At 57.4% G+C, this 24,881-nt stretch carries 20 protein-coding genes; 2 read left to right on the forward strand and 18 right to left on the reverse strand.

What is annotated here, in order from left to right:
• Window positions 1–62 precede the first annotated feature (62 nt).
• Entirely contained in the window at window positions 63–1,064 is a 1,002-nt protein-coding gene (locus AC1RSM_RS00535) for an EAL domain-containing protein (RefSeq protein ID WP_492928430.1), read from the forward strand.
• A gap of 32 nt (window positions 1,065–1,096) precedes the next feature.
• Here the strand turns inward: AC1RSM_RS00535 and AC1RSM_RS00540 are convergent, their stop codons facing one another.
• From AC1RSM_RS00540 to AC1RSM_RS00565, 6 genes are all read right to left on the reverse strand, one after another.
• A complete protein-coding gene (locus AC1RSM_RS00540) occupies window positions 1,097–1,756 on the reverse strand; it encodes a response regulator (protein ID WP_492928433.1) in 660 nt (219 codons plus the stop codon).
• 23 nt (window positions 1,757–1,779) lie between these two features.
• Entirely contained in the window at window positions 1,780–4,917 is a 3,138-nt protein-coding gene (locus tag AC1RSM_RS00545) for a hybrid sensor histidine kinase/response regulator (protein ID WP_492928436.1), read from the reverse strand.
• A 95-nt stretch (window positions 4,918–5,012) separates the two neighbouring features.
• Window positions 5,013–7,805 carry an ATP-binding protein gene (locus AC1RSM_RS00550; protein WP_492928438.1) on the reverse strand — a complete coding sequence of 931 codons (2,793 nt, stop codon included), beginning with the start codon at window positions 7,803–7,805 and terminating at the stop codon, window positions 5,013–5,015.
• Window positions 7,802–10,477 (reverse strand): fimbria/pilus outer membrane usher protein, encoded by a 2,676-nt coding sequence (locus AC1RSM_RS00555; protein ID WP_492928440.1) that lies wholly within the window; start codon window positions 10,475–10,477, stop codon window positions 7,802–7,804. The genes AC1RSM_RS00550 and AC1RSM_RS00555 overlap by 4 nt, the downstream gene beginning before the upstream one ends.
• Before the next feature lie 131 nt (window positions 10,478–10,608).
• Window positions 10,609–11,364 (reverse strand): fimbrial biogenesis chaperone, encoded by a 756-nt coding sequence (locus tag AC1RSM_RS00560; protein ID WP_492928442.1) that lies wholly within the window; start codon window positions 11,362–11,364, stop codon window positions 10,609–10,611.
• Between the two features lie 67 nt (window positions 11,365–11,431).
• The gene (locus AC1RSM_RS00565) at window positions 11,432–11,995 is read right to left on the reverse strand and encodes a fimbrial protein (RefSeq protein WP_492928444.1); all 564 of its coding nucleotides are present in this window, start codon (window positions 11,993–11,995) and stop codon (window positions 11,432–11,434) included.
• Between the two features lie 385 nt (window positions 11,996–12,380).
• Here AC1RSM_RS00565 and AC1RSM_RS00570 point away from each other — a divergent pair, with 385 nt between their 5' ends.
• A complete protein-coding gene (locus AC1RSM_RS00570; protein WP_492928446.1) occupies window positions 12,381–13,535 on the forward strand; it encodes a fimbrial protein in 1,155 nt (384 codons plus the stop codon).
• A gap of 41 nt (window positions 13,536–13,576) precedes the next feature.
• On the opposite strand, the gene AC1RSM_RS00575 is transcribed toward AC1RSM_RS00570, so the two are convergent.
• The 12 genes from AC1RSM_RS00575 to hcaE all read right to left on the reverse strand — a co-directional run bounded on the left by AC1RSM_RS00575 (window position 13,577) and on the right by hcaE (window position 24,832).
• Complete coding sequence (locus AC1RSM_RS00575; protein ID WP_492928448.1) at window positions 13,577–14,194, reverse strand: hypothetical protein; 618 nt, start codon at window positions 14,192–14,194, stop codon at window positions 13,577–13,579.
• A gap of 216 nt (window positions 14,195–14,410) precedes the next feature.
• Entirely contained in the window at window positions 14,411–15,655 is a 1,245-nt protein-coding gene (gene mhpT / locus AC1RSM_RS00580) for a 3-(3-hydroxy-phenyl)propionate transporter MhpT (RefSeq protein ID WP_492928450.1), read from the reverse strand.
• A 140-nt stretch (window positions 15,656–15,795) separates the two neighbouring features.
• Window positions 15,796–16,830, reverse strand: coding sequence for a 4-hydroxy-2-oxovalerate aldolase (gene dmpG / locus AC1RSM_RS00585; RefSeq protein ID WP_492928452.1), 1,035 nt, complete (start codon window positions 16,828–16,830; stop codon window positions 15,796–15,798).
• A gap of 17 nt (window positions 16,831–16,847) precedes the next feature.
• On the reverse strand, window positions 16,848–17,795 hold the full coding sequence (locus tag AC1RSM_RS00590) for an acetaldehyde dehydrogenase (acetylating) (protein ID WP_492928454.1): 948 nt from the start codon (window positions 17,793–17,795) through the stop codon (window positions 16,848–16,850).
• A 25-nt stretch (window positions 17,796–17,820) separates the two neighbouring features.
• Window positions 17,821–18,618: a 2-keto-4-pentenoate hydratase gene (gene mhpD / locus AC1RSM_RS00595; protein WP_492928456.1), complete on the reverse strand. Its 798-nt coding sequence runs from the start codon at window positions 18,616–18,618 to the stop codon at window positions 17,821–17,823.
• A gap of 1 nt (window position 18,619) precedes the next feature.
• On the reverse strand, window positions 18,620–19,474 hold the full coding sequence (locus tag AC1RSM_RS00600; protein ID WP_492928458.1) for an alpha/beta fold hydrolase: 855 nt from the start codon (window positions 19,472–19,474) through the stop codon (window positions 18,620–18,622).
• Window positions 19,475–19,505: 31 nt separating this feature from the next.
• Window positions 19,506–20,453 carry a 3-carboxyethylcatechol 2,3-dioxygenase gene (locus tag AC1RSM_RS00605; protein WP_492928460.1) on the reverse strand — a complete coding sequence of 316 codons (948 nt, stop codon included), beginning with the start codon at window positions 20,451–20,453 and terminating at the stop codon, window positions 19,506–19,508.
• 19 nt (window positions 20,454–20,472) lie between these two features.
• A complete protein-coding gene (hcaD, locus tag AC1RSM_RS00610) occupies window positions 20,473–21,768 on the reverse strand; it encodes a 3-phenylpropionate/cinnamic acid dioxygenase ferredoxin--NAD(+) reductase subunit (RefSeq protein WP_492928462.1) in 1,296 nt (431 codons plus the stop codon).
• A complete protein-coding gene (gene hcaB / locus AC1RSM_RS00615) occupies window positions 21,768–22,583 on the reverse strand; it encodes a 3-phenylpropionate-dihydrodiol/cinnamic acid-dihydrodiol dehydrogenase (RefSeq protein ID WP_492928464.1) in 816 nt (271 codons plus the stop codon). Before hcaB ends, hcaD begins: the two co-directional genes overlap by 1 nt.
• Window positions 22,580–22,900, reverse strand: a complete 321-nt coding sequence (gene hcaC / locus AC1RSM_RS00620; protein ID WP_492928466.1) for a 3-phenylpropionate/cinnamic acid dioxygenase ferredoxin subunit — start codon at window positions 22,898–22,900, stop codon at window positions 22,580–22,582. The genes hcaB and hcaC overlap by 4 nt, the downstream gene beginning before the upstream one ends.
• A gap of 28 nt (window positions 22,901–22,928) precedes the next feature.
• Window positions 22,929–23,477: a 3-phenylpropionate/cinnamic acid dioxygenase subunit beta gene (gene hcaF / locus AC1RSM_RS00625; RefSeq protein ID WP_492928468.1), complete on the reverse strand. Its 549-nt coding sequence runs from the start codon at window positions 23,475–23,477 to the stop codon at window positions 22,929–22,931.
• Entirely contained in the window at window positions 23,474–24,832 is a 1,359-nt protein-coding gene (gene hcaE, locus AC1RSM_RS00630; protein WP_492928470.1) for a 3-phenylpropionate/cinnamic acid dioxygenase subunit alpha, read from the reverse strand. The genes hcaF and hcaE overlap by 4 nt, the downstream gene beginning before the upstream one ends.
• Window positions 24,833–24,881 lie beyond the last annotated feature (49 nt).

A 24,881-nucleotide genomic window follows, 5' to 3' on the forward strand; every position in this document is an offset into this window, starting at 1 on the left:
TCAGTTCTGGCTTGTTTGGCTTTGTCCCAATCAAGCTTGTTCAATGTTTGCCAAGGACGTCCATGTTCGCACCCACCACCTTCCCAGCCTTGCCCAAGATGCAGATGGGAGCGGCTTGCCAGGATGATTTGAAATCCGGTTTGTGGATGCCTAAACACATTTCGCCCTTGCTGTTGCGCTCGGCGGTGGGTTCGGGCGAACTGCTTGCTCCAAACAAGGCGGCTCACAGTCGGGGGGGCCGCTCCAAGCTGGTTGCAAGTGGCGGTGTGAGCAGTCAGGCAGATCAGGGAGCCATATTGATCAATCGGGCTGTCTTGCTCAATGCTCTGCGCAAGGAGCAGATTCAGGCCTGGTTTCAGCCCAAGGTCAAGGTGCAGTCGCAGCAGTTGGTAGCGCTGGAAGCCTTGGCTCGTTGGTGTCATCCGCACTGGGGGCTATTGTCGCCTGACGTGTTTTTGCCTTGGTTCAGTGCGCATGGTCTGGACGAGGCCTTGCTGATGCATATGCTTGGTGAAGTGCTGAGCTTGCAAGCCTATTGGCGGCGTCAAGGCAGGGTGATACCGGTGGCTGTGAACGTGCCCACCCATTTGCTGGATGACGCGGGTTTGCCAGATCGTTTACTGGCTTGCGTACAAGCCAAGGACGGATGCGCAGGCGATATTACGTTGGAGCTTCTGGAAAACTCCAATACTCGTACTCCCTGCGCTTTGTTCATGGGGGCATCGCGTCTAGTGGCCATGGGTTTTGGGCTGGCACAAGATGATGCGGGTGTTGCTCACAGCTCGCTGGAGCGTCTGGCTTCGGCCCCGTTTTCGGAGTTGAAATTAGACAGGCAGTTCGTGCATGGCATGGCCCATAGCCCTGAGCAGGCAGAGCAGGTGCAGCACTGGATTGGAGCCGCCAAACAGCGGGGCCTGCGGGTGACGGCTGAAGGCGTGCAAGAGCGAGCTGATTTGGAGTGTTTACAGCAGATGGACTGCGACTATGCGCAGGGGTATCTGTTTGCCAAGCCCACCCCGGCATTTGCGATGGATATGTGGATGCGTCAGCGTGCGTTTCTATGAGCAGTCAGCAAATAGCTCCGTCCTGCCAGCCCCTAGGTAAACAAGCTGTTTTGGGTGCAGAACGCAATCAGGTCCTGGTTGTTATGTACGTTGAGCTTGCGCATGGCGGAGGTTTTTTGGGCGCTGATGGTCTTGATGCTGCGGTTCAGTTTTTCGGCAATGCTGCTGATGGAATCGCCCATGGCAAACAGCCGTAACACTTCAAATTCGCGCGGGCTCAGGGATTCCAGGCGTTCTTGGACAGAACTGGCCAGCATGGTTTTGGAGTGATCTTGCTTGAAGTCGGCCGGATAGTATTTAACCCCCTGGCGCAGCAAGTGCAGGGCCACTAAAGCCTCGGACAGTTCGTCTTGTTTCAGGACCACCCCTTGGACGCCGGCATCATAGAGCGAGGAGATGATCATGGGATTGGAGACCATGGTCAGGATGATCAGTTTCACCTGAGGGAAGCGACGGCGTAGATAGGAAATAAAGCGCAAGCCATCGCCGTACTGTTCATCGCCGGGCATGGAGTAGTCGGTAATGACGGCATCTGGCGGATTAGCCTGCAATTGTTCGACTAGCTCGGACGGGGAGGATGCCACGGATTCGACCGATAGATTAATGTCTCGGCTCAAGAGCTCACGGATACCCATGAGTATCAAGGGGTGATCATCCGCGAGGATGACACGCAGTTTTTCTATGGCTGGCATGCCTGTTTCCTTGCCTTTGTAACTTAAGCTCGTTGAATCAGGTCGCGCAAATCGGCACAGAGGATCTGTGCTTGGGCTTCCGTCTCTGGATCGTAGCTATTCTGCCTGAAATTTTGCTCTAACTCTTTCATGCGTGCAGCGATTTCTTGCTGCCCCATAACTAATAGCGCCCCCGCAATACGGTGCAAGACGGTTTGCGCCGTGTTTGCGTCTTCGTTTTCCAGAGCTTGTTCCAAAGCGCTTAGATCTGCATTCATGGTCTGACGAAAAATTGCGCGATAGCGTCGGGGGACGGGCGCTTGTGCCACCTTGTCCAGCAAGCTGCTCAAGGTAGCCAGATTCATCGGTTTGACCAGACAAGCATCCATGCCGCTTTGTTTGCAGCGTTGTTCCTCATCGGACATGGCGTTGGCTGTTATGCCAATAATGGGCGCTGTCATGCCTCGTGCCCGCAGTTCTCGAGCCAGTTCATAGCCATTCATATGAGGCATGTTCACATCGGTCAGCAGCAAGTCGTGGGTTTCTCCGTCCCAAAGGCCCAAAGCTTCATCGCCATCATGAGCCAACGTGACAATGCAAGCTAATCGTTCCAACTGTTCGCGCAATGTTGCCTGGTTAAGCGGGTTGTCTTCGGCGACCAATACATGCAAACCCGGTTTGCTGGATTTGATGGGGGCCATCTTGGCGGAAGGCTCTACGGGCTTGAGGGCGCTTGCCGTCTGTCGCCAACGCGCCAGTGCGTAGCCCACGCTTTCGGGGCTGGTGCCGTCCGCTTCAGGCAGGGTGTCGCTGCCGTCCCGGCTGGAAACGCTTAGGTACTGACCTGCCCAGTCCGGAGCGGGCGCAGAAACCGGCATCATGATATCCAGCAGGATTTCGGTGGGCGTGCCTTTGGGGCGGTCTCCTGGCCTGCAGGCTAGGGCTTGTGCGCCCCAGCGCTTAAACCAGCTACACATTGATTCTGACAATTCAGCATGGGGGCTGCGTACCCGCAAGGTCATGCCATCCAGAGCAGGCGGAGGCAGGGGGGCTAAAGACGGGGCAAGTTTATCCAGCGTCAGTGTGAAAGAAAAACTGCTGCCCAGACCCGGTTCGCTGGTGAGTTGAATTTCGCTGCCCATCAGTTCAGCCAGTCGCGCACAAATGGACAGCCCCAGGCCCGCGCCGCGTATGATGTGCTCGCCAGAATGGGCGACATAAAAAGGCGTGAACAACTTGTCTTGGCGCTCACGCTCTATGCCCACGCCACTGTCCACCACTTGAAACTGCAATTGCGCCTGGCCGTTTGCATTCGTTTGCTGATGCAGGCGCACAATCACATGGCCGGCTTGGGTGAACTTGATGGCATTGTTCACCAGATTGCTTAAAACCTGGCGTGTGTGCAGCGGATCGCCCATCACACTGCGAGGGGTGTCCGGGTCCACGGCACAAAACAAGAGCAAGTTCTTTTGCTGTGCCATGGCGGCAAAGGTGGCCGTACATTCTTGAACCAGTTCCACGGGGTCCATAAGCTGGGCTTGCACTTGGGTTTGACCCGCTTCAATCCGGCTGATGTCCAGGATGTCGCTGATAATTTGCAGAAGCTGTCGAGAGGCTCCCTGAATGCGGTCTACTTGCTGGTGTTGCTGAACATTCAGCTCTGTCAGGGACAGCAGTTCCAAAGAGCCGAGCACGCCGTACAAGGGGGTGCGAATTTCGTGGCTCATAGTGGCCAGAAACGCGGATTTGGCGGTACTGGCTTCATCAGCCGCCGCACGGGCGCGCTTCAGTTCCTGCTTGATTTCCTCTTGCGCGGTCAAGTCCATCAAGACGCACAGCAGCACATCCTGGTCGTGGTAACGACTGGGGGCGCAGGCCACATGCAGGCTACGGCCATCGGCTAGATGCAGCTTGACGTTGGCCTGCTCAGACGTGGAGGCGTCTTGGGCGAGCAAGGTATCAAGCGCTTGGGACAGTTCTTCGTCAGGGGACAGGAGGTCGCCCACTCTCAGATCCAGCCATTCCAGAGCCTGTTTATTGCCAAAGATGACCTGCCGCTCTTGCTGGCTGATCACACACAGGGCCACAGGCGAGGTATCCATAATGCTGCGGTTGAAGTTCTGGCTGTCCAACAGTGCTCGCTGGGCCTGGCGGGCCGGTTCGACGACATGACGCGCATACCAGCGTGCATAAGCCAGCCCGCCCATTAGGCTAAGCAGTAAAAAGAGTAGTAAGCCAGCCGGAACCCAAGTGCTGTCCAGCAGTTGGCTGGGGCTGATCAAATAATGCCCGGTCCAGGTACCCGAGGGGTCCTGCATCCGAAAAGACAGCCCTTTCAAGCTAAAGCCGAACCCATCTTCATCCATTTCCGGGACATCGTTTTTGCCGATGAGTAGACCTTGCTGGGCGTGGCTCAGCCAAAAACGATAGCCAATAGGCGCTTCGGACTGATCAAAAAACTCCCGCAACCGGCCTTTATCAAACAGACTGACGGCTTGAAAAAGTTCAGGGTCCGTTCCTGGTACGGCCAGCCCTGGAAGGGCGATTTGTATTAGACCCAACATGTGTAAAGGATGTTCTGGCACAGAAAGCCATTGCACGCTTGGATTATGTGAGCCCAGCAGCGGGGCTGGCAGGATATGTTGACGGGCTGCCTGGTGCACATCCACGGGCAAGCCCGTGTCCTGGCGCGAGGGGGCCAGTTCCGGGATGCTCAGGCTGTCCTGCATTTGCGAGTGAAACAGGAACAGGTAGCCGGATGGAAAATAGGAGCGTGCCCAAAACGAGGCGAAACTGTCGGCCAGCTCCGCCCCCAAGGTGCCGAAGTCCTCTTGGGAAACCGTGCATTTATCAGGGCAGATCATAGAGAAAGACACGCTGGCAGTGGGGCGCCAGACACGATAGGTCTTGCTGGCAGCGACGGGTGGCGGCTCGGGAACGGGGCTGGCTTCCAACTTGTTCGCCTCCGCCTGCAACTGCACCAAAAACCGCTCTTGCTCCTTGATAGAGGCCAGTGTCACTCTGAAGTCCGAGCTTAAACGATGGCGTTCCGTACTGAAAAAGTGCTGGCCGCCCACCAGCAGTGCGCCCAGCAGAATCAAGCAGAAGGGAATGACGCCCAGTAGCAGACGAGTGTGCCCGCGAGAGCGACGTGTCATGCGGTTAAAGGGTGAGTTGGACATGCTTCTCCAAGGTGCACTGTGCGCGGCTGGTTTTTTGTATCATACCGCCCACAGCGCCTGTGGCAGCGCAGCAAAAAGGGGCATGATTACAGGGCTTATTGGGTAGAACTCAGCAGACTCGCACGCAAGCTAGCCATGGGTAAGGGCTTGATCAGCAAGTCGTTCATACCGGCTGCTGACCACTCCTTGTCTTTGTCCAGAATCGCGTTGGCTGTAATGCCAATAATGCGGCCACGGTATCCTTGCGCACGCAGGGCGCGAGCCAGGGAGTAGCCGTCCATGCCGGGCATGAACAGATCGGTAAACACAATATCAAAGTCTTCCTTCTGAGCCAGAGTCAGAGCCGATTCGCCTCGTGCCTCCAAACGAGTTGTGCAGCCTAACAAGCTCAGTTGTTCATCCAGGATTTGCCGGTTGACGGGGTTGTCGTCCACCACCAACACATGTTGTTTGCGTATAGGCGGGTTGGCCGGGCAGGCTGGTTTTTCTGTGTTTGCATCCAAGGATTGGGCTTGTTGCACAGCTAGAGCGACATCGCTCATCGCGGTGGAGGCAGTGTAAAAATAATCTGGCTGATCAGCCCGCGGCTGATTGGAGTGGCCGCTGGGTTGCACCCGCACTTGCGGCCCTGTCCATTCGGGCGCTGTGCTGGAAAACGAAGGCCAGGTGTGCAGCAAGATTGCCCCTTCCTGGGGAGGCTGGCGGTCGTAAGGCAATGCGTAGGCCCCCCAATGACGCAGCCATTTGCAGACATTCGTAGTGATTTCAGGAATGTCGCCGGTGACATAGACTGCCTGAAAAGCCAGGGTAGGCGATTGGGGAGCAGCAGAGGTGGGGGTAGCCAAAGGCAAGCTCACCTCAAGGCTGATGCTGGTGCCCAAGCCTGGCTCGCTGACGACCGCCAAAGAGCCACCCATCAAACTGGCCAGACGTTGGCAAATAGGCAGGCCCAAGCCCGTTCCCGTCGTGTCGGAGGCATTGTTGTTCTGGCTGAAGTAGGGCATGAACAGCTTGGGGATGGCTTCGGCATGGATTCCTTGGCCCGAGTCCGTCACCTGGAAACGCAAGGCCACGCGATTCCCTGCTTGCAGGTCCATATGCAGACGCAATACCACATGACCAGAGCTGGTGAATTTGATGGCATTGCTCACCAGATTGCTCAGAATTTGGCGGATCTTCAAAGGATCACCGATGACGGGGGTCAAGGCCTGCACGGGGGTAACGGAGTACAGCAGCAAGCCCTTGTTCTGGGCGGTAGCAGCAAATGCGGCGATCACCTCGTCAATTTGCTCTTGCGGGGCAAATTGACGGGGTTCCAGCGTGACATGCCCGGCTTCAATACGCGACAAGTCCAGGGATTCCCCAACGACACGAAACAAGGTCTCGGCTGATCGGCGCAAGGTGTCCATATATGGCGTGTGCGCCTGTTGCGGCTCCGACAAGGAAATCAGCTCCAGCGTTCCCAAAATACCGTATAGCGGCGTGCGGATTTCATGACTCATAGTGGTCAGGAACTGAGTCTTGGCGATATTGGCATTTTCTGCCAGTTGCCGGGCCTGACGCAGGGTGGCTTCTTCCTCTTTTTCTGTCGTGACATCAATAATCGAGCACAGTGCAGCCCGCTGGCCTCGATAGCTCAGGCTGATCGCGTGCACACGTACCGTGCGGCCATCTTTCAGGTGGACCTCCGAACAGACGCTTTGATCCTCTTGTTCAGGAAGGCGGCTGCGCCATTGGTCGTCGCCTTGCATCCAGCTACGAGCCTGGCTGTTTTCCTGAAAAACAAGCTTTCCTTGTGCATCAAGCAGGGCTAGACCAACGGGCGCCATGGCAATCAGTTTGCGATTCAATGACACGCTATCAACCAGACTTTGCTGTTGCTGCCGTGCTGGCAGCAATAAACGGCGTCGGATCAGGGTGGCCCCCACCAGAACCACGGTCGTAAAAACGGCCAGAGTCATCAAGGCGGTCATCAAGGCGGTGCGCCCATCGTGCAGCAATTGCTGGATAGGCAAGGCATAGAGAACCCGCAGGCCGCCGGTACCAATGGACTTGCTCAGGATGATGTGTTCAGGCCAGAGTTTTCCATCAAAACCAAAATAGTCTTGTTGTACCCAGCGCAGTTCGGACAAGGCAGGTGGGCCGCTGCTAAAGAGCACGGCCTGGCCGCGCAGGTCGAACAGAATGTATTCGGTTCGGGGGGGCGGAGGGCTGAGGGTCAGGGCCCGGTCTATATCTTTAAGCTCCAGTCCCAGCCAGCCACCTTCGCGGTTTTCACGGTCGATAGGGGTGTAAGCCACCAGGCGTGAGGGGGAATCATTGGCTTGATGCAGCCAGACCACGGGTATTTGACGAGCATGCGGTTCCTGATTAATGACATTCAAGCGGGCTGCCTGTATGTCTGTTTGGGCTTCCCAGTACAACGATGAGGTTTTGCGCTCCAGCCTGTAATCCTGGGCGGGGGCAAGCTGGCTGTAGGTCAGCGTGCCGGTACGATGGATGGCGTTCCAGTGGCGTCGTGTCAGCAACAAGGTGTAGTGGTCGGATAGACCTTTGCCGGGCGTGCTGATCGGCTCCAGATTGCGGGTGTCGGGCGAGAGCGTCAGTGCGTTTGAACTAACCGCGCTGGCAGCGACGGCTCGCAGCAGAACTTCTCGCTGGTCAAAGAACAGTTGTGCATGGTCTGCCGCACTGTTCAGGTGACGGCGATATTCAGAGATCAAGTGTGTGGCCGAGGCATACAGATAGGCCCCTGCGCCCAACGAAGCACATAGAATCAGGATCAAGGACAGCGCACCTAGCAAGACGCTGGGAAAGCGCGGAACCTGCATGGGGGGCAGGTTCTCTCGCAGGGGGGCTTTGTCCAACACCGTGTTCGATGTCGTCATACCGTCCCATCCTGGGCATCGCCTTGCTTGACCAGGTTGCCTGGCATCATGGGATCGGGTTCGCGATTGATGCAGTTCAGACGCAGCAACTGGTAGTTCAGACCTTCAGCACCCTCAGACAGTTCGTAGCGAGCGCGGCACAGTTGGCCGTCACGGCTGATATCCAGGTAACCACGAACTTGCTCCGGCGACACCATGGTCAGGATGCGGCCGCGGGGGTCCGTCATGCCCAGTTGTTGGCCGGAAGCATCACGCACCATGGCACCGAAGGGCAGGGCCACACCTTGCTCGTCACGCAGTTCAAATTGCACGCGGTGGCCCACTTCCGCTGTGAAGGTCGCCAGGGCGATAGCGCCACGGGTAGGAACGACCTCTTGCACGGCGTTGTCAAACTCCGCATTACGGGGAGCGTTACGCGTATCCAGGCTGATGTGGTTGCCACGATAAGGGGTGGCGTTCGGGATGATGGCGTAGCCATTCGAGCCGGTTTTGACACCCGCATGGCTGGAGATACCTACACCTGCCACTGCTGGTTCCACCTTGGCCAGCATGATGGTCTCGCCCAGCGCCTGGCCCAGGTTCACACCGCCGCCGTGGGCCACAATCGACCCATTGGCCGAGAAATTGCCGGAATTGTGACGGTTGCCGTAGGAGTAACCGGCATTCATACGGGCAAAGGAGGTAGCCGTGCCGACGTTGACCGATGCGTTGCTGTCACCGCTTGCACTGCGTCCACCTGCCACGGCATAGCTGACTTCGCGCTCGGTGGGCAGCAGACCACTGGCACCGGCCTGTACGGCATTGCCGCTGCTGTCGTGGTTGATCGTGGTAAAGCTTTGTGGCGCGTTGGCGCCACTGCCCAGTGGGATGCTCAGCGTCAGCATGATGGCGTTGTCATGCGAGCGCGAGGGGCCAGAAAAAGACTGCAGATTGCGGGTACGGGTATAGGACAGGTTGTAATTGACCTTGCCGATATTGTTGCTGTAGCCCACTGACAGGCTGTTGGACGAGCTGTCTTCCCAATGCTTGTTATAGGAAGCATTCACATACAGATTGCCGCCGCCCACAGGCTGGCTGATGTTGGCGTCGATACGCTGGCGCGAGTCGCGTCGGCCGTACAGGCGCAGATACGCCGGTGTCTCGGCTGCGGTGACGTGATCGGACAGGGTGCGATAGCCACGGCTCAGGTCGTGGCGCATATTGATGGAAACGTTCGAGCCTGTAGTTTCGATGAACTTGTTGTAGCGCAGGTTCATGCTGGTGCCTTGGGATTGCTGGCCTTGAACACGGCTGGTGGCACGGATCGCGTCCAGCGACACTGCGCCCAGCTGGGTGTTCATCCCTACGCCCAGCGAATAAGCGTTGAAGTCTTTGGATGCCTGAACACCGGCGGCTAGCGTGGTATTGGCGGTGGCTCCATACAGCATGGAAGCGCTCACAAAATTGGGGCGCTCCTGCATGTCGTCGTTCAGACGGACCTGGCCGGCTGCCACGTCATAGCTCAGACGGCCTTCGCGCACCATCAGGGGCGGGGCGGAAAAAGCCTGACGCAAGGTACGACGCGAACCATCGGCCTCGATAATGGTGATATCCAGATCGCCGTTCGAGCCCGAGGGGGCCAGATCACTGATGGCAAAGGGGCCTGGGGCCACGGTAGTGGTGTAGATAACAAAACCGTTCTGGCGCACCTCTACGGTGGCATTGCTCTCGGCCGTGCCACGAATGACAGGCGCATAGCCTTGCTCGCTGTCGGGGCGCATGGCCTCGTCAGACAGCAGTTGCACACCCATAAAGCGCACGCTGTCAAAAATAGGCGAGCGGGTATAAGTCTGGCCCGCCAGCATTTGGCTTTTCAGGCTGACGATGTCGCGCTGGGCGTAGGTGTTCTGGCTGGTAAAGGAGCTGGAACGGTTGCTGCCCGAGGTGTAGTACGAATTATTGCGCAGGCGCCAAGGGCCAAGGTTGACGCCCATGCGCAAGTCCGCGCTCATGTCATTGGTGGCCGACATGCCTTTGCTCTGGTCACGGCGTACATTCACGCCGTAGTTCACAAAGGCGGCGGTCTGACCCGAATCCCACAGGGATGGGTCCACATACCCGCGTTTGCTGGGGTTCAGATAAATCTGCGGGATGCTCAACATCAGACGCAACTGGCCACTTTCATAGGTAACGGTGGCCTCAGGCACGATTTCAGTCAGACGCACGCAGGTGGCCTCTGGGGACACGGGCGTGGGCAGTTTGCTCGGATCAATCCCGATTTGTTCGAGCATGTTCAAGTTAAAGCAGGGCTCGTTATCATCGGTGCGCGGGTTGCGTTTGAAGGTGATGTCGCGACGTCCCGTGCGCTGCTGGTTCACATATAGGTCCACTCGCTGCACACCTTCAGACACGTTGCTATTGGACAGCAAGGTGCGCAGGTCAGCGGTAGAGGCGCTGCCTTGAAGGAAAGCGGTGTTAAAGCCCATGGTCTCAGAAGCGGAAAGGGCCGCAACTTGCACCGGTTCTGCCTTCTTGTCCTCGGGAGCGGGAACGCTTTGGGTGGGTGTCGTTTGAGCCTGTGCGGTGCAAGCCATCATCACCATGCAGGGCAGCAAGGCAAGTCGCAAAGCGGCCAGGGACTGGCGGCTGGTGGGGCGAATGCGCTGGCAGAACAGATGGTTTTTTTTGAACATGACTCTGCACCCATGGGGCGTGGTGGACGATTTGAAGACGTGCAAGGGCTCCTGCTACTGGCTGGATGCCAGTAGCCGAAAGGGGGTCAGACGTGACGCGGGGTGAGAAGCGGCGGGCGGGTGCCGCCGTATTACGGCGTGTCCGGGCTCAAGGCTCGGGGCTGGACTTTGGTCCGGCCGTTCAGGCGGACCTCATACGGGTCAGCACTGCCGTAGTCACTGATAGCGCGAAACTCCAAGGTGTCCTGTGGGCCCGAGCGGCCCAATGGCAACAGACGGGTCTGGCCGGGGGCAATCATGCCGGGGTCTTCCAGATTCTGACCTTTGGCGGTACGCAAAGTGGACATGGACACGTGGTAGGCGCTGGGGTTGTGGACCTCCAGCATGGGAGCGCCCTGACTGTTCACCACAGACCACTGCAAGGCAGTAGGGGCTTGCTCTGCCGAACCGGGCAGGCCATCAGGACGGAAAAATAATTTGATGCGTTGGCGAATGGCAATCTGCAGCTGGTTGTCGCCAGGGCCCTGTTGGGGAATCTCCTGAATATTCAGCCAGAGCACCGTTTCACGGTCACGGGGCAGGCCTTGGTCGCCACCGGCGTACAGCACTCGCATGACTTGCTGGCCGTTAGGAGCCACTTTGACCAGTGCAGGTGTAATAGCAAAAGGCAGTTCGGCCTGATCGTGATCGGTATTTGTTTCCAGCCAGGACTGAACCAGGATGGGGGAGTTGTCATTGCGAACAACGATGGATGCTTCTTGTTGTTTTTCTGGCAGGATCAGACGGGTACCACTCAAGGAGATCGATGCCTGTGACTGGCTGCTCAATAAAGCAGCCCCCAGCGTCAGACATCCGAAAGCCAGTTTCTTGAAAGTTAAGATGGACATGGTTCATTCTCCTTGAGGGCTTAGGTCCGGCGAAGAGGAGGCCCCTTCGCCAGGGGCGTGGGCGGTCTTATTCGTAAGACAGCTCGTAGGCAACAGTGGCGTTGGCCTGGCCACCGACTACGTCAGCAACTTCAGAGCCAGCCTTGCGGGTGTAGTAGGCCGTCAAAGGAATATTGATGGCGCCGTCCGCGTAAGGAGCTTCCAGCTTGGCGGTGCCGCTTGTGAAGTCCAGAGCGGTTTGGTTGCTGACCAGCATGATTTGCACGTTCTGTGCGCCACCCGTAACAGCAATACCCTTGCCGGAGGTAGCGGTAGGAGTCAGTTTCAGTTCAACCTTGGTGCCGCTTGCACATTCGATTTGCATGTCTATGTTCTTTGAAATCGAAGTGATGCCACCGGCGGAGGTGGCTGGCACAGCTTCGGTACCCAGCGTCTTGGCCGATACAGGGCCCATATCTACCAGCATGTTGGCACCGGAGCTGGAAGCACCCGGCGAGCGCACGGTGCAGCTGTCAGCGTTGATGCTGCCGACAAAGTTGATGTTGCCACGGGCTGCGGTCGTGAGTTCTGCTTGGGCACCGGTAGCAGCGAAAGCGGAAAGGATTGTGAGGCCGAAAAGGATCTTTTTCATGATTGATTTAACTTCCGATTGTTGGACAAACGAAGCAACCTTGTTGTACGCCTTGGGGCGCTCTAAGGTTCCCAGGAGTGTGCTCTGTTTGGGCACAATTGAAGTTTAGGAAATCAAGCGGAGAAAAAAGTTAGGACTATTCTTAAACTGAAATCCGATTGAAAAATGGGGTTGATAGTTGTAGTTAACTTCAGGTCAAACTGACTTTCTTTCGGCTTTGTCGTTGTTGCGGCTTGGTTACTGCGGGGAGCAAGTATCTATAAAAGTTGGAAAGGGTATTCTCGGAATAGTCTTAAATAATTCAAGACATTGCGCTTTTAAAATCTCATTCTCAATTGGCCTGTCTTTGGGCTGACAGCAAACGGTGATGAATGAGGAGCGCGACATGTTGAACGTTCTAGTGAAGAAGCGGGCGTCTTCCCGCCCACGGGCCTGGTGGCCCAACGTAATGCTGTTGTCAGTCGCGCTTATTTTCGGGATTGGACAAGCTCAAGCGCAGAGCGTGTCGTGTAAGCGAAACAGAGATCTGACTCCTATGGGCTCTTGGAAGATGGCCCCTAATGGAACCGTGTTTAAAAATGGCGATCTGGTTGGGAAAATAGGAGCCAGTATCGAGTTCGACATGCCTATCAGTCATGGGGACACCGCCGGGATCATCGCGGGTGGCGCAACAACCACGAATAATTATCAAGCGGTTCCTTTGACGGGGATGCCCGGTTTAGGACTCGTTGTCCGGTGGGGCAATCAATACACCACCACGTCGCTGACAATGCTCGCTCCTCCCTTGGCTACCGGCACTATTATTTCGAGCCAGCCATGGATAAGTGTTCTGCAGGCTCGAGCACGGGTTTCGTACACCATGGTTCAAATTTATGAATTTGAGCTGGTTGTCATAGACGAGACTATCTATAAGGGCGGTAAGCTGACATTTACGGACCAAGGTCAGGTGTTTTCTGCGACCTCTCTGGCGAAGGGAAATGCCACTCCCCAACTGTGCATGGGTGGCTGGCTTGATTTGATGGGCGCTTTAACGGGCTCCGTACAGGTGCCTGAACTGCCCAAGCCGGCCTTGCCGTCTTGTAAGTTCTCGACCAGTACTTTGGCTCAAAGCGTCACCTTGGGGCCGGTTGATCCCGGTCAGATTCCAGCGGCCAGTTCACTTCGCCCTTCAGGAGAGGCAGGGCAAAATCATTTTCTGATTGAAGGCACAGGTTGCACGAAAGACACCAAGCTCAGTTTCTACTTCACTGATACCAGAGATACCGCAACGACTAAAAGCTATCTGTTGACGAGCAATCCGGCAGTGGGCATACGTCTGTTTCACCGTGGAGAATATGAGCCCGTGCCTTTTGGGCCGCCTCCCTCAGGCTCCTGGGTGCCGCCCCGTTATGCGCCTTCCGTTGGACCGGCAGAGGCAAACGGGGCTACGCTCTCGACTGGTTTTACCGCTCAGTACGTGCGTCTTCCGAATAAAACCGAGGCTGATATCCGGCCGGGGCCCTTGCAGGCGGCGGCAACCTTCGTGATTGTCTACCCTTGATGGAAAAGAATAAAAAAGCGGAGCCTGGTGGCTCCGCTTTTTTATTGCTGTTCAAGTTTTTGTTGCCAGCGTAGATAGGCGTTGCGGGTCTGGGCAGACACAGATTCCAGCACTTTTTGATGCGTCACTTTATGGCGCATCTGCAGGCGGGCATCGGCCACCGTGCGCGACTTGCAAAACCAGTGGCAACTGTGCTGGAACAGGTACAGTTCTGCCGACATATGAAAGGCACGGGTTTTGGGGTCCAGCTGTTGGGCATTGTCCACAACATGGCGCATACCTGCGGCATGAATTTGCAAAAGCTGCCGGAAGTCGCGCGTCACGGAGGGCAAAAAGCGCTCTGCATAAGGCAGGCAAAAAGGCAGCATGCCCATCCGCGTTTGTTCTGCGGGTTCTTTTTGCATGAGGTCCGCCAAAGACTGGGTCTGTGTGGCAACAGCGCGTTCGGTCTGTGCAAACATCTCCAGCACTTGCAGCTGCCGTGCCGAGTCTTGCTCTCCAATGGCGCGGGCATAGCCTTCTGTCAGCGTTTCCATATGGCGCTCCAACTGGAAGCTGCTCAAGTGGCGGCCCAGCAAGATAATGCGCCCGCGTTGGTAGCGCACCCGCACAAAGTGCAGGGCAATGGCGGCTATCAGAAGAATTATTACTGTGTCCATCGTCCGTGTTTCCGTGCTGGGCCAGACGCTCTTGCCGTGTGCAAGCTGCGTGGCATCGCTATGGCTTTTGAAGGCCGCTGTTCAAGTGAACCGGCCATTGTATCGCGGCGCGCAGCATTCTTGCTTTACTGTCATGTCCTGCAGCTGCGTGCGCCCGGGATAGCAGCCGGGCTGGGCACGTAGCAAAACAGCGAACCTGTTTGTTAAATGGCTCCTTTATATTTTGCTGACTGCTGGCATGGCGACACTCGGGTGGGGCAAGGCTTGGCCTTGCTTGATCTGACGAACCACCAGCAGCATGCAAATCGCCGAGACGATAATGCAAGGAATGGCAGAGCTGATTACGCCAGCCGCACCATAGCCCTGGCTGAGCAACATGCCTGCAATGGTGGGGCCCAAGGTGGCACCAATGCGGCCTACTGCAGCGGCGGTGCCTACACCTGTGGCACGCACGGCGGTGGGGTAGACGATGCCGCCAAAGGCATACAAGACACCCTGACAACCGATCACGAACGCACCGGTCAAGGCGGCGGCCCAATACATTTGCTCAAGTCCCGAAGCCCCGTTCAGGCTGAGCAGGCCGGCCAGAATGCCGCCATACATCAGTGCGATCACCAGGGCTTTGTGCCAGCGATCAGTTAAATACCCCAGCAGGACGGTGCCTACCGTGGCGCTTACCATGAACCAAAATTGTGCTGTGCTACCTTGCTTGCGGCTAAAGCCCAGTTCCTGGAACAGGGAAGGCAGCCAGCTCAGCATCAGGTAGACCACCATCAGCGTGAAAAAATAGCTGACCCACAAAAGCAGGGTGCGGGATGTCAGACCATTGCTGAACAAGTCTTTGAAGCGTCCTTGAACCACGTTGCGGCTTTGGCGGGCCTGTAAAAACTCTCGCGATTCGGGCAGCAGCCAGATCATGATGGGGATGACAACCAGTGGCAGCAGGCCGCCCAGATAGAAAATGTTTTTCCAGTTCTCGCCAAAGTTGGAGGCAGCCACTAGCGACAGAATAGCTGCGCCCACTGGCATGCCGGCATACATCATGCCAACGGCACGGGCGCGCTGTTCTGGCTGGACTGACTCGGCGGCCAGGGTAATCAGGTTGGGCATGGCTGCGCCCAGACCTGCACCAGCCAGAAAACGCACCATCAAGAGGATGGCCAGGCTGTTGACCCAAGCGGTGAACAAGGTAAACAGGGCAAAGATGGCGACTGAGGCAATCAGCACGGCCTTGCGACCGTATTTATCTGCCCAGCGCCCGCCCAGCAAAGAACCCGGCAGCAGGCCCAGAATACCTGCGCTAAGAAAATAGCCTTGATAGGTCTTGTCCAGGCCAAAATCGGCCGCCACGCCTTTGACAGCGATGCCAGCTGCCTGGATGTCCATGCCTTCAATAACGGCGATCAGAAAGCAGATCGCCACAGTGATGACCGCATGCTTGCGGCCGTGGGTTTGTGTCATTGCAATGTCTCCTCGCTTGACCGGGACGTTTTTTTTATTGCTTCTGCGACCTGCCCGCCCCGAATTCAGGGCGCAGAAATCCGCTCACCGCGTGTTAAAGCGGCGGTGAGTCGGGGTAGAGCTTTTTTAGAGTTCTGGAGTCAGGCCGTCGCGGCTTGTCGTTGCAGCAAGTCCAGGGCCACGTCCACAATCATGTCTTCCTGGCCGCCAACCATGCGGCGTTTGCCCAGCTCAACCAGAATGTCCACGGTTTTCAGGCCGTATTTCTGGGCGGCTACTTCGCTGTGACGCAAGAAGCTGCTGTACACACCTGCATAGCCCAGGGCCAGCGTTTCGCGGTCCACCCGCACCGGGCGATCCTGCAAGGGGCGCACAATGTCGTCCGCTGCATCCATCAAGGTGTACAAATCGGTGCCGTGGTTCCATCCCATGCGTGCGGCGGCAGCAATAAACACTTCCAGCGGGGCATTGCCGGCTCCGGCACCCATGCCTGCCAGGCTGGCGTCAACACGGTCGCAACCTTCTTCAACAGCCACGATGCTGTTGGCCACGCCCAGGGACAGGTTGTGATGGGCATGAATGCCGGTCTGTGTTTCGGGCTTGAGCACCTCTTTGAAGGCGCGGAAACGGTCGCGTACATCGTTCATGCTCAAGGCGCCGCCCGAATCGACGACATAGCAGCAGGTGGCGCCATAGCTTTCCATCAGCTTGGCTTGCTGGGCCAGGTGTTGCGGGGTGCTCATGTGGCTCATCATCAGAAAGCCTGCCGTGTCCATGCCCAGATTGCGGGCATATTCGATGTACTGCTTGCTGACATCGGCCTCGGTACAGTGCGTGGCAACACGCACAATACGAGCACCGGCATCGTAGGCCGCTTTCAGGTCGTGAATGGTTCCAATGCCTGGCAGCAGCAAAGTAGCGATTTTGGCGTGCGTGACGACAGAAGCCACGGCCTCAATCCATTCCAGGTCCGAATGTGCACCAAAGCCATAGTTAAAGCTGGAACCGCATAGACCGTCGCCGTGGGCCACTTCGATGGAGTCAACCTTGGCCTGATCCAGCGCACGGGCAATATCCATGGCGTTTTGCAGGCTGTATTGATGACGGACCGCGTGACTGCCATCGCGCAAGGTCACATCGGAAATAAAGAGTTTTCTACTGGGATCGTGTGCCATTGTGGTGTCCTTGCTTGTCATGCGGCCTGCGTCAGCAAGCGGGTGAGCGCCAGACGTTCGGCGCAAGCCAGCGCGGCACTGGTCATGATGTCCAGATTGCCGGCATAGGCAGGCAGATAGTGGGCCGCGCCTTCAACTTCGATAAACACCGAGGTTTTCAGGCCCGAGCGCCATCCCAGACCTGGCACATTGATAGGCTGGTCCTCGGGAATCAAATCAAACTGCACTTTTTGCTTGAGGCGATAACCGGGCACGTAGGCTTGTACCTTGTCGGCCATGCGCTGGATAGACTGCTCGATTTCTGCTTCTTTGCCTGCGTCGCTCAGGGTGTAGACGGTATCGCGCATCAATAAAGGCGGCTCGGCCGGATTGAGCACAATAATGGCCTTGCCCACGGCGGCGCCGCCCACGACCTGCATGGCTTTGCTGGTGGTTTCAGTAAATTCGTCAATATTGGCGCGGGTGCCTGGGCCAGCAGACTTGGACGAGATAGAGGCAATGATCTCGGCATAGTGAACCGGGGTGACTTGCGAGACTGCTGCAATGATGGGCACGGTGGCTTGTCCACCGCAGGTGACCATATTGATGTTGGGCGCGTCCAGATTGTCGTCCAGGTTCACCACCGGGATGGTGTAGGGGCCAATGGCGGCCGGTGTCAGGTCAATCACCTTGATGCCATGCGCTTGCAGCACTGCATTGTGATGGGCGTGCGCACCGGCGCTGGTCGCATCAAACACAATGCGAATGTCTTTAAAGTTGGGCAGTTTCAACAGCCCGTCCAGTCCTTCGTGGGTGGTGGGCACGCCCAGGCGGGCCGCACGGGCCAGACCGTCAGAGGCGGCGTCAATGCCGACCATCGCCCCCATTTTCAGGTGCTTGCTTTGGCGCATCACTTTGATCATCAGGTCCGTACCAATATTGCCCGAACCGATGATGGCGACGGCAATGCCGTTGGGGTTTGTCATGTGTGTTACTCCGTACAAAGAGGACTTAGCCTGCGCTGAAGGTCACGGATACCGAGCCAATGCCCTCGATCACGGCTTCAAAGTGATCACCGGGGGCCACGGGTACCATCGGCCCCAGGGCACCGGTCAGAATCAGGTCGCCCGCTTTCAGGGGTTCGCCCAATTTGGCCATGGTGCGGGCCAGCCAGGCGGCGGCGTTAAAGGGGTGGCCCAGGCATTGCGCGCCACTGCCGCTGGAGGCCAGCTCGCCATTGCGATGCAAGCTCATGCGGGCATTGCGCAAGTCCAGACCGTCCAGACGGCGGGCAGGGCCGCCCAACACATACAGGCCGCTGGAGGCGTTGTCAGCCACGGTATCCACAAAGCGGATATCCCAATTGGCAATGCGGCTACCCACGATCTCCAAAGAGGGCATGACCCAGCCCACTGCTGCGGCCACGTCGCCAAAGCTGGTGTCGGCATGGGGCAGGTCGCGCTCCAGTACCAAGGCAATTTCGGCTTCGATCTTGGCTTGCAGAACACGTTCAACGGGCACGGTTTCGCCATCGCCATAAGCCATGTCGGCAAACAGGGCGCCAAAGTCTGGCTGCGATACGCCCAGTTGTTGCTGAACCTTGGGGTTGGTCAGGCCAATTTTGCGGCCAGTCAGGCGGCGGCCCAGATCCAACGCGTGTTTTACGTTGATGTTTTGAATGGCGTAGGCTGCGTCCGCATTGTCTTCGCCGATTTGCTCACGGATGGGGCTAATGGCCTGGCCCTTGGATTCTGCCTCGCGCAGGCGCAGGGCTACGGTATTGAGTATTTCTGAAGACACGTCAGTCATTTCAGCGTTCCAGAAAGTCCAGCACCAGCTGGTTGAATTTTTCGGCGTGTTCCCACTGTGCCCAGTGACCACATTGGTTGTAGACATGCAGCTCGGAATTGGGGATGCCTGCCAGCAGACGTAGACCGGTATCGAAGGGCACGACTCGGTCCTGGCGACCCCAGATAATCAGTGTAGGGGCGCTGATGCTGGGCAGTCGGGGGCTGAAATCAGGAAACTGACGCGGGTTGGCTTCCAGGGATTTCAGGAAGTTCTCCAGGTGGTCCTTTCGGCTGAGCATATTGTTCAGACGGGCTTGCAGCAGCTCTTCAGTCAGCACGCTGGTGTCGAATACGAACACATTGTTAAAGCGCTTCAGGTTTTCCAGCGTGGGTTCGCGGTACAGACCGTTCAGCAGCTTGATGCCTTCGCTGGGCATGGGGGTAAACAGGCTCATGCCACCTGTGCCGCCACCCATCAGGACCAGCTTGGCAACGCGCTCAGGCCAGCTCAGGGCAAAAGCGACCGAGCTGTGTCCACCCATGGAGTTGCCCAGCATGTGGATTTTCTTTATTCCCAGCTGGTCAATAATGCTTTTGACCACGCGGGCATTCAGGTCCGAGCGCGAGCCGCTGTTGACGATGGAATCGCTCTTGCCCCAACCGGGACAGTCAATCAGCAAAACGCGGTAACCGGCCTGGGTCAAGGGTTCGATATTGCGGTTGAAGTTGGCCCAGCCCGTGGCTCCAGGGCCCGAGCCGTGCAGCATGACGACGGTTTGTTCGCCTTGGCCCAGATCGTTGTAGTGAATGCGCAGTTCCTGGCCTTCCTCGACAACGGTCGCGAAATGGCTGTGATCAGATTCATTAAGGCTCATGACAATCTCCTGATGTTTTGTTGTGGTGGATTCAAGTGCTGCGCGGGTGGGCGGACAAGCCGCCAAAACCGGCAATCCACTCGGGAATTTCACGGTAGTAGCGATGGCTTGCTTCATACGGGCCATAGGCCGACAGTCCGGCAAAGGCGGCTACCCAGGTTTTGACTTCGTGGGCGCTGCGGCCTGCCAGGGCGGACACTTCGTCGTTGGCCACGTCATCAAGCTGGGCATAGCGCTGCGTTTGCAGCAGATCCAAGAAGTTCTGGTCCCAGTCGGGGTTTAGCGGGTGCAATACGGACGGGTCTTGGGTGAAGGCTTTGCCAGCATCAATCGTGCGTTGCGTGCGGGCGGCCCGAGCTTCGGGGGACAGGGTATAGCCTTCGCCATCCAGTGAACGGCGCACAGGCTCCGGGGCTTCGGTATAGACGGGGACGGGCGGCTGATGGGACAGGCCACCGGAGCCAATCCACAGCACTCGTTTGCCGGTGGAACGAGCCCATTGGCCCAAGGCTTCCCCCAGCAAGCGTGCACGTTTGAACGTAGGTAAGGGGGCTGCAACCGAATTGATAAAAACCGGGATAACCGGGTAGTGGTCCAGGCTGCCCACCAGATGCTCCAGTGGATAAGCCGCCCCGTGATCGACCTGCATATCGTGCGAAATTGCCACGTCCACACCGCTGTTGATCACATGGGTGGCACAGTCGGTAGCCAGTTCAAAAGGTACGTTTAGGCGTCCGGCCAGACTGCCAAAATCACCAATGGCATGCGCGCCTGTGCCTATGCAAAAGCTGGGCATGACGTTGTAGAAAAAGCCGTTGAAGTGATCGGGCGTGAAGAGCACGATCAGGTCTGGCTTGAAGGCCGCAATGCGTTCGCGGGCGGCTTTCTGTACCGCAAAAACTTCGTCCAGTACGGCTTGGGCCGGGTCGTGATGACCCAGTAAAGGCGTGTGTGAAAGACACTCCAGGTGTGCCTGCATGTCAGTCTCCAGATTCTGATTATGGGTGTGCGGGGGCAACTGCTTCGCCAGCCAGTGCGGCGATCGTGCTTGGGCTGTTTGTTGCCTGTGCAACTTGCTTGGCCAGATTGCGTAGGGCCTGGGCGTTATCGGTCCAGACTTCCAGTGGCAAGACGGCTCTTTGCTCAATCAGCTCTTTCAGCGGCCGCATATCGCGTCCTTGATTGACAGTGATTGCTGCGCAAATGGCTCCTTCCGGGTCCAGGCCAATCAGCACAAAAGGCGCTTGTTCCAAGGTGCCACGCAAGATCCAGTGGGCAGCACCCATATCACCGGCAAATTGAATGTTCAGATCGCACTGATCGGTCCAGAACCAGGGGGGCGTGGGTTTGCATGGCTCCTGGCCCAGCAGGTGGCATACTGCTGTCACCGCTTGCCGGTTGGCGTTTTCCCAGGTTTCCTGCCGCTGCCAGCGCCCATCCAGGCCAATTTGCACGGTGGTGTCGCCGGCGGCGTAGATATGGGGGGCAGAGCTGCGGCCATGCTCATCAATCACAATCGCACCCTGCTCGGTGTGCAATCCGGCGCTATCGGCCAATGTGGTGTTGATGGTGACACCGACGCCGTAAATCAGCAGATCGCCCGTTAGCACTTTGCGGTTGGACAGGCTCAGCTCCACCTGCTTGTCGTCCTTGAGCTGGGCGTGTTCAACATGGGCTCCCAATTGAAAGCGAACGCCACGGTCTTCATGCACAGACTGTAGGTACTGGCTGAGTACCTGGGGTGCATTGCGCGACATGATGCGGGTGGCCGGGTCGATAAGCTCCACTGTGGCCCCCATGGCGACTAGGCTGGAGGCCAGTTCCAGACCAATCACTCCCGCCCCTACTAGCAGTGCATGGCTACCCGGTGTGACCTGGGCACGAATGCGATTCGCATCGTCCAGGGTGCGCAAGACATGCGATACCGGGCTCAGTGCATCCAGTTCCGGTAGACGCCGGGCCTGGGCGCCGGTTGTCAGCAAGAGCGAGTCGTAATGCAGTCTTTCACCTGTGGATAGGCTGACGCAGCGATTTTCCGCATCAATTGCCAGGGCACGGACGCTTAGCTTCAGTTCAATACTTTGCTCTGTGTAGTAGCTGGACGGATGCAGTGTCAGTTGTGCCTGCTCTGGGGCCAGCAAGGCGTCTTTGGACAGAGGTGGGCGTTCGTAGGGCAGGTGGGGCTCTTCGCCTACCAAGGTGATGGCCCCTTCAAAGCCACGGCTGCGCAGTTCGGCTGCAGCGGTGGCACCAGCCTGTCCTGCACCAATAATCACAATATGCGTTTTCGGCATCACAGCTCCATCCCGCCTGCCACATTGCGGATTCCGCGTATGCCCAAGCCTGCGTCTGCATTGATCATGACGCCGGTCAAGGTCTGGTTGTTTTGACGGGAGGCCAGCAGTACAAAGGGGCCAGTGAATTCTTCCGGCTCCGGGAAAAACTGCAAAGGCAAAATGGCTTTGATGGCATCGGGCGAACGCGAGTCCATGATGCGGGTGTCTTGCTGCCCCAAGGCTTGCGGGCCGCGCAGATCCGTTTTCATACCGCAAGGGCCTACGCCATTGACCCGTACTTTGGGGGCCAGCTCAAAAGCCAGTTCACGAATCAGACCGACCGCGGCATGTTTGCTGGCGGTGTACAAAGGGCCACCCCCTTCGGCGTAAAAAGCGGAATTGCTTAGCGTAAATATCATGCTGCCGCGTGATTTCACCAGTTCTTCAGCGGCGGCCTTGGCGCCGAGCAGATAGCCTTTGACGTTGATGGCAAACAGCTCGTCAAAGCCTTTGTCCAGTTGCTCCATGCTGGTGTTGATCAAGCGCGCGCCGTGATCCCAGACCGCGGCATTGCCGATAAAGCAGTCCAGCTTGCCAAAGCGCTCTACCGTCGCGTGTACTGCTTTCTGGTTGTCCGCAGCACTGCACACATCACCTTGTATCGCCAAGACGGCACCCCCAAAGAGCTGCTCCAGTTGGGCGCACTTTTCTGCCGAGCGTTCCAGCACCGCAATAAGGGCACCTTCTTTCAGGAAGCGTTCCACCAAGGCCAAACCCAGGCCAGAGCCGCCACCGGTAATCAGGACGACTTCGTTTTGTAGCCAGCCGTTCATGCCTGGGCCTCCAGGTCGATATAGACCATGCCTTCGCTGATGATCACCGGATAGGTACGCAGTGCTTCTGTCGCTGGCTGGCACAGGGCCGTTCCCGTTTTCAGACAAAAGCGGGCCGCGTGCAAAGGGCATTCCACCGTGCCGTCGTCCTCGATATAGCCTTCGGACATGGATGCGTTGCCGTGAGTACAGCGGTCGTCAGTGGCATAGAAGGTGCCACCAATATTGAACAAGGCAATCTGGTGCTCGGGAGTGTCTATCTTCAGTGCTTCGCCATCGGCCAGCGCACCGGTTTCACATGCAGTAATGCGGGTCATATCAGTCAACATTGGAAAATAAGCAGGTTCAGAACAGAACGCTTAAGTTGTGGGAGCTAATGACGACCTGATCCAGAACGATCTCGCGTTCGTACAGCTCCCATCCAAAACGGTTCTGGCTGCGGCGCACATAATCAATGCGTTTGCCGGCGTACCAGGTCTCGTCTCTTTCTTTTTGCGCGCGATACAGGATGTAGTTGCAGCGAATCTCGTAGCCTTGGCCGTCGACCGTTGGACGGATGCGCAGATTGCTGACGAAGTGGCGCGTGCGGGACGGCGGTTCCTCGGCCCAGGCCATGCCGGTTTCCAGACGTGCCACGCGGCGCTCCAACTGGAACTTGTTGTCGTTAAAGATCCAGGTGGAGGGGGGGTGCACACTGCGGCGGCGATCGCGCGTTTGCGCGTTGGTGGTGCTGCGCATGTGGTAGTGGACATCCTCGGCCATCAGGTCCAGCCAGTCTCGGAACTGCCAGTCATCCAGCAGTTCGGCCTCCATGTACAAGAAGTCGGCAATCTCGTGGTGCAGTTGCTGGTCAACGATGGCGGCCTGAATGGGTTCTTCGATCACGGCGTTCATTTCACCAACTCCTCTTCGTAGGCGCGGCTGCGTTCCAGCACTTCATCCCAGGTCTCGGACACCATCAGGTCAGCCCAGTGTTTGTACAGACCACGGGCAGCGGTTTCGGAGAAGATGTAGTTGGTGACACCGGGTACGCCATCGCTGCGGCGGGTTTCCTTGCCCAGGCCCATTTCCATGCACAGCTGGGTGCCGCGAGCGCGTTTTCCACGCAGAATTTTCTGGATTTCAGCCCAGTTTTCGGAGTCGTCCTGTTCCAGGAAACCGGCTGGCCCAAAGGCGCGGGTGGCACTGCGCTCGAAGGCGGCTTTCACATCATCAGGGGCGGCAGCATCGGCAATGCAAAAGGCCCAGACTTCCACCTGATTGGGGCCACGCGGATGCCAGACACGCAGTGTTGCTGTGCCGTTCAACCAGCTCATGGTGGGGAACATATTGTTGTGACCGGCCAGGCGCAGGGCACGGACTTCACCCAGTCGCTCGTGGGCTTCGGCATAAGTGTCGCGAAAGTACTGTGACACTTCGCCATCGACCCATACGTTGGCATCCGGTTTTTCGGTAAAGAAGAAACCACTGCCATGGCCGCGCTGCCCATATTGCACTGCATCCTTGGCGGTCTCCCAGACCGGGCGTGCGGTTTGGCCCGAGCCCAATGCCTTGTCCTCGTCACCGGGTTTCTGGCCCAGGACCTGGACGGCGGAAGCATGCGAGAACAGGGCGTGATACTGGTCAGAGGCAAACTGCTCGGCCGGGAATTTCCAGTTGCAGTCAATAAGCCACTTTTGTACGCCACCAATGATTTCGGTGCCGCCCTCGCGCCGGTCCAACACCCCGTCCAGATACCAGGCGATGTCGCCCATATAGTCTTCAAGATCCGGGGCGCTGGCATCCCAGTTACCAAACACCAGGCCTTTGTATACTTTGACCCGGGTCACCTCTTGCAGACCCCACTTTTCCTTGCACAAGCCTTGCGGATAGGCACGCGGTTCCAGCGGCACATCCACCAGATCGCCATTGGTGCCGTAGCTCCAGCCGTGGTAGGGACAGGTAAAGGCTTTGGTATTGCCCGAATCGGCGTAGGACACGCGCATGGAGCGGTGCCGGCACTGGTTCAGGAAGGCCTTGATCGAACCGTCTTTCTGACGGACAACAATGATCGGGTCCTCGCCCATATAGGTATTGAAGAAGTCCCCCGCTTTGGGAATCTGGCTGGTGTGACACAAAAACAGCCAGGTACGGCCAAAGATGCGTTCCAGTTCCAGCTCGTACAGGTCCGGATCGGTGTAAATGGAAGGGGTGATACGCCCGTTCCGTGCATCGACCAAGGCTTCGATTTTTTCAGGGTTGATTCCCATCGCTTGCTCCTCGCTATTGCAATGCGTGCTTTTGCAAAATAGGTTTTTG

It is taken from the genome of Alcaligenes sp. GW821-FHT11D07, assembly GCF_058808495.1.

What these genes read in the sequence shown, in the direction of transcription:
- AC1RSM_RS00535 (WP_492928430.1), top strand. Translation starts at nt 63, where the DNA reads ATGTTCGCACCCACCACCTTCCCAGCCTTGCCCAAGATGCAGATGGGA.
- AC1RSM_RS00540 (WP_492928433.1), bottom strand. Translation starts at nt 1,756, where the DNA reads ATGCCAGCCATAGAAAAACTGCGTGTCATCCTCGCGGATGATCACCCC.
- AC1RSM_RS00545 (WP_492928436.1), bottom strand. Translation starts at nt 4,917, where the DNA reads ATGTCCAACTCACCCTTTAACCGCATGACACGTCGCTCTCGCGGGCAC.
- AC1RSM_RS00550 (WP_492928438.1), bottom strand. Translation starts at nt 7,805, where the DNA reads ATGACGACATCGAACACGGTGTTGGACAAAGCCCCCCTGCGAGAGAAC.
- AC1RSM_RS00555 (WP_492928440.1), bottom strand. Translation starts at nt 10,477, where the DNA reads ATGTTCAAAAAAAACCATCTGTTCTGCCAGCGCATTCGCCCCACCAGC.
- AC1RSM_RS00560 (WP_492928442.1), bottom strand. Translation starts at nt 11,364, where the DNA reads ATGTCCATCTTAACTTTCAAGAAACTGGCTTTCGGATGTCTGACGCTG.
- AC1RSM_RS00565 (WP_492928444.1), bottom strand. Translation starts at nt 11,995, where the DNA reads ATGAAAAAGATCCTTTTCGGCCTCACAATCCTTTCCGCTTTCGCTGCT.
- AC1RSM_RS00570 (WP_492928446.1), top strand. Translation starts at nt 12,381, where the DNA reads ATGTTGAACGTTCTAGTGAAGAAGCGGGCGTCTTCCCGCCCACGGGCC.
- AC1RSM_RS00575 (WP_492928448.1), bottom strand. Translation starts at nt 14,194, where the DNA reads ATGGACACAGTAATAATTCTTCTGATAGCCGCCATTGCCCTGCACTTT.
- mhpT (WP_492928450.1), bottom strand. Translation starts at nt 15,655, where the DNA reads ATGACACAAACCCACGGCCGCAAGCATGCGGTCATCACTGTGGCGATC.
- dmpG (WP_492928452.1), bottom strand. Translation starts at nt 16,830, where the DNA reads ATGGCACACGATCCCAGTAGAAAACTCTTTATTTCCGATGTGACCTTG.
- AC1RSM_RS00590 (WP_492928454.1), bottom strand. Translation starts at nt 17,795, where the DNA reads ATGACAAACCCCAACGGCATTGCCGTCGCCATCATCGGTTCGGGCAAT.
- mhpD (WP_492928456.1), bottom strand. Translation starts at nt 18,618, where the DNA reads ATGACTGACGTGTCTTCAGAAATACTCAATACCGTAGCCCTGCGCCTG.
- AC1RSM_RS00600 (WP_492928458.1), bottom strand. Translation starts at nt 19,474, where the DNA reads ATGAGCCTTAATGAATCTGATCACAGCCATTTCGCGACCGTTGTCGAG.
- AC1RSM_RS00605 (WP_492928460.1), bottom strand. Translation starts at nt 20,453, where the DNA reads ATGCAGGCACACCTGGAGTGTCTTTCACACACGCCTTTACTGGGTCAT.
- hcaD (WP_492928462.1), bottom strand. Translation starts at nt 21,768, where the DNA reads ATGCCGAAAACGCATATTGTGATTATTGGTGCAGGACAGGCTGGTGCC.
- hcaB (WP_492928464.1), bottom strand. Translation starts at nt 22,583, where the DNA reads ATGAACGGCTGGCTACAAAACGAAGTCGTCCTGATTACCGGTGGCGGC.
- hcaC (WP_492928466.1), bottom strand. Translation starts at nt 22,900, where the DNA reads ATGACCCGCATTACTGCATGTGAAACCGGTGCGCTGGCCGATGGCGAA.
- hcaF (WP_492928468.1), bottom strand. Translation starts at nt 23,477, where the DNA reads ATGAACGCCGTGATCGAAGAACCCATTCAGGCCGCCATCGTTGACCAG.
- hcaE (WP_492928470.1), bottom strand. Translation starts at nt 24,832, where the DNA reads ATGGGAATCAACCCTGAAAAAATCGAAGCCTTGGTCGATGCACGGAAC.